Origin of the sequence: Pseudooctadecabacter sp. (assembly GCF_020627745.1) — a bacterium.
In the GTDB taxonomy this organism is placed as follows: domain Bacteria; phylum Pseudomonadota; class Alphaproteobacteria; order Rhodobacterales; family Rhodobacteraceae; genus Octadecabacter.
Genome location: NZ_JAHDGE010000029.1, coordinates 1 through 4906, shown reverse-complemented (window position 1 = coordinate 4906; position 4906 = coordinate 1). Strand labels below are relative to the sequence as shown.

12 protein-coding genes are annotated in these 4906 nt (G+C 57.4%); 1 reads left to right on the top strand and 11 read right to left on the bottom strand.

Annotated elements, in window-relative coordinates; genetic code table 11:
• The 11 genes from rpmD to rpmC all read right to left on the bottom strand — a co-directional run.
• The coding region (rpmD, locus tag QZ653_RS11305; RefSeq protein WP_296420222.1) for a 50S ribosomal protein L30 at positions 1-179 on the bottom strand (179 nt) is incomplete at its 3' end.
• 13 nt (positions 180-192) lie between these two features.
• Entirely contained in the window at positions 193-798 is a 606-nt protein-coding gene (gene rpsE, locus QZ653_RS11300) for a 30S ribosomal protein S5 (protein WP_296420188.1), read from the bottom strand.
• A gap of 166 nt (positions 799-964) precedes the next feature.
• Positions 965-1324, bottom strand: coding sequence for a 50S ribosomal protein L18 (rplR, locus tag QZ653_RS11295; protein ID WP_296420187.1), 360 nt, complete (start codon positions 1322-1324; stop codon positions 965-967).
• Positions 1325-1329: 5 nt separating this feature from the next.
• Positions 1330-1860: a 50S ribosomal protein L6 gene (gene rplF, locus QZ653_RS11290; RefSeq protein ID WP_296420186.1), complete on the bottom strand. Its 531-nt coding sequence runs from the start codon at positions 1858-1860 to the stop codon at positions 1330-1332.
• Between the two features lie 10 nt (positions 1861-1870).
• Positions 1871-2263 (bottom strand): 30S ribosomal protein S8, encoded by a 393-nt coding sequence (rpsH, locus tag QZ653_RS11285; RefSeq protein WP_296420185.1) that lies wholly within the window; start codon positions 2261-2263, stop codon positions 1871-1873.
• Between the two features lie 12 nt (positions 2264-2275).
• Entirely contained in the window at positions 2276-2581 is a 306-nt protein-coding gene (rpsN, locus tag QZ653_RS11280) for a 30S ribosomal protein S14 (RefSeq protein WP_296420184.1), read from the bottom strand.
• A 13-nt stretch (positions 2582-2594) separates the two neighbouring features.
• On the bottom strand, positions 2595-3158 hold the full coding sequence (gene rplE / locus QZ653_RS11275) for a 50S ribosomal protein L5 (RefSeq protein WP_296420183.1): 564 nt from the start codon (positions 3156-3158) through the stop codon (positions 2595-2597).
• Positions 3158-3463, bottom strand: coding sequence for a 50S ribosomal protein L24 (gene rplX, locus QZ653_RS11270; protein WP_296420182.1), 306 nt, complete (start codon positions 3461-3463; stop codon positions 3158-3160). The genes rplE and rplX overlap by 1 nt, the downstream gene beginning before the upstream one ends.
• Before the next feature lies 1 nt (position 3464).
• Complete coding sequence (gene rplN, locus QZ653_RS11265) at positions 3465-3833, bottom strand: 50S ribosomal protein L14 (RefSeq protein ID WP_009574016.1); 369 nt, start codon at positions 3831-3833, stop codon at positions 3465-3467.
• 73 nt (positions 3834-3906) lie between these two features.
• Positions 3907-4134, bottom strand: coding sequence for a 30S ribosomal protein S17 (gene rpsQ / locus QZ653_RS11260; RefSeq protein ID WP_296420181.1), 228 nt, complete (start codon positions 4132-4134; stop codon positions 3907-3909).
• A gap of 1 nt (position 4135) precedes the next feature.
• A complete protein-coding gene (gene rpmC / locus QZ653_RS11255; protein ID WP_296420180.1) occupies positions 4136-4342 on the bottom strand; it encodes a 50S ribosomal protein L29 in 207 nt (68 codons plus the stop codon).
• 177 nt (positions 4343-4519) lie between these two features.
• Between rpmC and QZ653_RS11250 the strand changes: the two genes are divergently transcribed.
• On the top strand, positions 4520-4906 hold a 387-nt coding region (locus tag QZ653_RS11250; RefSeq protein ID WP_296420179.1), incomplete at its 3' end, for a hypothetical protein.

The window sequence follows — 4906 nt, the reverse complement described above, 5'->3', positions numbered from 1 at the left end:
TCTTCGATGATCTCGACCATGTGGGGGATGCTTTCGACCATGCCGCGCACGGAAGGGGTGTCTTCCAGCTCGCGGGTCTTGTGCATCTTGTTCAGGCCCAGACCGATCAGCGTGGCACGCTGTTTTGCGGGGCGGCGGATCGGGGAACCGATCTGTTTGACGACGATGGTTTTTGCCATTGTTCAGGTCTCCTTATGCGTCAGCCGTGGCTTCGGCCACGGGCGCGTTGTGGGCGACGTCGGATTGCTGGTCGACGTTGTTCTGCTTGGGCAGGATGTCGGCCACTTTCTTACCGCGACGCTGGGCGACGGAACGAGGGGAAGCCTCTTTGCGCAGACCGTCGAGCGTGGCGCGGATCATGTTGTAGGGGTTCTGGGACCCGATGGATTTTGCCACCACGTCCTGAATGCCCAGCATTTCGAACACGGCACGCATTGGACCACCGGCGATGATACCGGTACCCTGCGGGGCTGTGCGCATCACGACGCGGCCAGCACCATGGCGGCCTTCCATGTCGTGGTGCAATGTGCGGCCTTCGCGCAGCTGCACGCGGATCATCTGACGCTTGGCTTGTTCGGTTGCCTTGCGGATGGCCTCCGGGACCTCCTTGGCTTTACCTTTGCCAAAGCCGACGCGGCCTTTTTGGTCGCCTACGACGACGAGGGCTGCGAAACCGAAGCGCTTACCACCCTTAACGGTTTTGGAGACGCGGTTGATCGCAACCAGGCGATCGGCGAATTCTGGTGTTTCGTCCCGGTCACGGCCTTTGCCGCGGCGGTTGTTGTCACGTTCTGCCATTGGAGAACATCCTTTGTATCAGGTGGGGCATGCCCCGGTTTTACGTCAATCCTGGTGGCTATTGCCCCGGATCATCGGAAGGGCCCCTGTCGGAGCCCTTCTCATTTTTTTCTTCGCTCATCTTGGTCCGAAAACCGGTTTCCACGTTCCGGGATGAGCGACAGTCTTAGATCTTCAAGCCACCTTCGCGGGCAGCTTCAGCCAAGGCTTTGATCTTGCCGTGGAAGAGGAACCCACCACGGTCGAACTGGGCCTCGGTCACACCGGCTTTTTTCGCGCGCTCTGCGATTGCAGTGCCCACTTTGGCGGCGGCTTCGACGTTGTTCTTGCCAACGACGCCCAGATCCTTCTCCAGCGAGGAGGCGGATGCCAGTGTCACACCGTTCACGTCGTCGATCAGCTGTGCGCTGATGTTCTTGGACGAACGGTGCACGGACAGACGGGGCTGGCCGTTGTTGACCTTGCGCAGCTTGTTGCGAACACGCAGGCGGCGCTTGATGAAGAGTTGACGCTTGGAGTTTGCCATTGGTCTTACCTCTTACCTTCTTTGCGGAAGATATACTCATCCACATATTTGATGCCCTTGCCTTTGTAAGGCTCCGGCTTGCGCCATTCACGGATGTTGGCTGCGACCTGACCGACCTGTTGCTGGTCGTTGCCCTCGACGATGATGATCGTGGGCTTGGGGGCCGTAACGGTTACACCTTCCGGCACGTCAAAGTTGACGTCGTGGGAGTAGCCCAGGTTCAGCTTCAGGACGTTGCCCTGCATCTGTGCGCGGTAACCCACACCGTTGATCTCAAGCTCTTTCTTGAAACCGTCGGTGACGCCGGTGACGAGGTTTTGCACCTGCGTGCGGGACATGCCCCACTGCTGGCGGGCGCGCTTGGACTTGCCGCGCGGCGTGACCGTCACAGCGTTGTCTTCGACGGCCAGTGTCACATCGTCGGTTGCGGTGAAGCTGCGGGTGCCTTTCGGCCCCTTCACTTCGACGGTCTGACCGGACACAGAGGCGGTTACGCCGCTGGGCAGGTCAACCGGTTTTTTACCAATACGAGACATCAGTTTCTCCTTAGAATACGGTGCAAAGCACTTCGCCGCCAACATTGTGGCTGCGTGCGTTTGCGTCCGACATCACACCCTTGGGGGTGGAGACAATCGACACACCGAGGCCCTGACGGACAACAGGAATGTCATTGACGCCCATGTAGACGCGACGACCGGGTTTGGAGACCCGCTTGACTTCGCGAATAACAGGAGTGCCTTCGTAATACTTGAGGCTGATTTCGAATGCGGGGTGGCCGCGTTCGTCTTTCGTGGCCTCATAGCCGCGAATGTAGCCTTCGTCTGCCAGCACATCGAGTACCCAGCCGCGCAGCTTGGACGCCGGTGTTGCCACCGTCGACTTGCCACGCATTTGGCCGTTGCGGATGCGCGTCAGCATATCTGCGATAGGATCGTTCATATCATATGCTCCTTACCAGCTGGACTTGACCATGCCGGGGATTTCGCCATTGGAACCGAGGTCCCGCAGCGCGATCCGGCTGATCTTGAGTTTGCGGTAATATGCGTGAGGACGGCCGGTGAGCTGGCACCGGTTGTGCAGGCGCGTGGGCGAGGAGTTGCGGGGCAGTTTGGCGAGTGCCAAACGGGCCTTGAACCGCTCTTCCATGGGCTTGCTGTCATCATTTGCGATTGCTTTCAGCTCTGCACGCTTTGCGGCGTACTTTTTCACGAGCTTCTCGCGCTTCACTTCGCGGGCGATCATGGATTTCTTAGCCATTTCTCTCTTCCCCTTAGCTGTTGAACGGCATGTTGAAATGCTTCAACAGCGCTTTTGCTTCTGCATCGTTGTCTGCGGTGGTGCAGATGACGATATCCAGGCCCCAAACTTCGTCGACTTTGTCGAAGTTGATTTCGGGGAAGACGATGTGTTCCTTCATGCCCATGGCGTAGTTGCCACGGCCATCGAACGACTTGCCGGACACGCCGCGGAAGTCACGGATGCGGGGCATGGCGATCGTGATCAGACGATCCAGGAATTCAAACATGCGGTCGCCACGAAGGGTCACTTTGGCACCCAGCGGCATGTCTTCACGCACGCGGAAGCCAGCGATGGACTTCTTGGCTTTGGTGATGACGGCCTGCTGACCGGCGATGGCTGTCAGATCTTCCTGAGCCGATTTGGCTTTCTTGGAGTCTTTGACGGCCTCTGCGCCTGCACCGATGTTCAGGACGATTTTGTCCAGACCGGGGATTTGCATGTCGTTCTTGTAGCCGAATTCTTCCTTCATCTTTGCTTTGATTTCGGAAGCATACAGGGCCTTCAGACGAGGTGTGTAGTTTGCAGTATCAAGCATCAGATCACATCCCCTGTTGTCTTGGCGAAGCGGACTTTCTTGTCACCGTCCATCTTGAAACCGACGCGCGTGGCTTTGCCGTTTGCATCGACGATGGCCAGGTTGCACAGCTCGATTGGCATCGCTTTGGGTGTGCGACCACCCTGCGTTGTCTGGGATTGCTTTACGTGGCGGATGGCGATGTTGATGCCATCGACAACGGCCTTGCCGGATTTCGGGTCAACGGAGGTGATTTCACCTGTCTTGCCCTTGTCCTTGCCGGCCAGCACGATGACCTTGTCACCTTTGCGGAGTTTGGCAGCCATTTTACAGCACCTCCGGAGCGAGCGAGATGATCTTCATGAAGTTCTTCGCGCGCAGTTCGCGAACCACTGGCCCGAAGATACGGGTGCCAACAGGTTCGTTGTTGTTGTTGAGGATGACGGCGGCGTTGCGATCAAAGCGGATCGCGGTGCCGTCTTCGCGGCGGACTTCCTTGGCGGTGCGCACGACGACGGCCTTGCGGACGTCACCTTTCTTTACGCGACCACGTGGGATGGCCTCTTTCACCGATACGACGATAATATCGCCGACCGATGCGTAACGACGGTGGGAACCGCCGAGCACCTTGATGCACTGAACACGGCGGGCGCCGCTGTTGTCAGCCACATCAAGATTGGTCTGCATCTGGATCATGGGTTTCTCCTGACCTTTGAACTCAGCGTAATCCGTCGCTGGCTCAGGGTTTCACGAAACGGGGTGGTGTTGCTTACGCAATCACCTCCCAGCGTTTGGTTTTCGACTTGGGGGCACATTCCTGAATGCGGACGGTGTCCCCGACGTTGAACTGGTTGTTCTCATCATGTGCGCGGTACTTTTTGGACTTACGCACAGTTTTCTGAAGCAAAGGGTGCTTGAAGCGACGCTCGACCGAGACAGTCACGGTCTGGGCGTTCTGGTTGGACGTCACAACGCCCGAAAGGATACGCTTGGGCATATTAGGCCTCCGCAGCAGCGGCTGCTGCTTTTTCGTTCAGAATGGTTTTCACACGGGCTGCTTCACGCTTGACGGCGCGCATACGGGCTGTGTTCTCAAGTTGGCCGGTGGCCTGCTGAAAGCGCAGGTTGAAGGCTTCTTTTTTCAGGTTGGCGAGGTCATCGCGCAACTGGTCGGGTGTCTTTTCCCGAAGTTCCTTGGCGTCCATGGGACGGCTCCTTTGTCAACATCACCGGCAGGCCGTGGGTTGGTGTTTGCACACGCCACGTGACCCGATTCTCCGGTGGAGTGGGTTAGAGTGCGCCGTATAGGGGGGTTGGGGGTGTGTGGCAAGGGGGCATAGTGCTAGTTTGTTGAATGAACCTACTTGACGGAGCCCCACTAAATGATCCGCGTATCCTGCGACCAGAACGCAAATCTGAAAAGACTACGGCGCCTAGAAACCGAAGGGCGCATTGAACTGTATGCCACCAACATAGAAGGCCTGCGCGAGACGCGGAGAATTAGTGATGAGCGCAAGTTACCTCCGTTGGCTGTATATGATAGCGAGCATGCGACTTATGGAAACATGGTTTTAGCCGCCGACGACAACCCTTGGTCGCGGATATTAAAGTTGATCGGCCGGTCCAACATGGCTGACGCACACCACTTCGAAACCCATATTAGGCACGGGCACGATGTCTTTGTGACAAGCGATCGGGACATTCTTGACCACCGCGATCGCCTTCAATCGGAGTTTGACACGAAGATCATGACCGACGAGGAACTTGAA

Excerpts from the sequence above, each read along its gene's own strand:
- rpmC (WP_296420180.1), bottom strand. The coding sequence starts at position 4,342 with ATGGACGCCAAGGAACTTCGGGAAAAGACACCCGACCAGTTGCGCGAT.
- rpsN (WP_296420184.1), bottom strand. The coding sequence starts at position 2,581 with ATGGCTAAGAAATCCATGATCGCCCGCGAAGTGAAGCGCGAGAAGCTC.
- rplF (WP_296420186.1), bottom strand. The coding sequence starts at position 1,860 with ATGTCTCGTATTGGTAAAAAACCGGTTGACCTGCCCAGCGGCGTAACC.
- rpsQ (WP_296420181.1), bottom strand. The coding sequence starts at position 4,134 with ATGCCCAAGCGTATCCTTTCGGGCGTTGTGACGTCCAACCAGAACGCC.
- rplR (WP_296420187.1), bottom strand. The coding sequence starts at position 1,324 with ATGGCAAACTCCAAGCGTCAACTCTTCATCAAGCGCCGCCTGCGTGTT.
- rpsH (WP_296420185.1), bottom strand. The coding sequence starts at position 2,263 with ATGAACGATCCTATCGCAGATATGCTGACGCGCATCCGCAACGGCCAA.
- rplX (WP_296420182.1), bottom strand. The coding sequence starts at position 3,463 with ATGGCTGCCAAACTCCGCAAAGGTGACAAGGTCATCGTGCTGGCCGGC.
- rplE (WP_296420183.1), bottom strand. The coding sequence starts at position 3,158 with ATGCTTGATACTGCAAACTACACACCTCGTCTGAAGGCCCTGTATGCT.
- rpsE (WP_296420188.1), bottom strand. The coding sequence starts at position 798 with ATGGCAGAACGTGACAACAACCGCCGCGGCAAAGGCCGTGACCGGGAC.
- rplN (WP_009574016.1), bottom strand. The coding sequence starts at position 3,833 with ATGATCCAGATGCAGACCAATCTTGATGTGGCTGACAACAGCGGCGCC.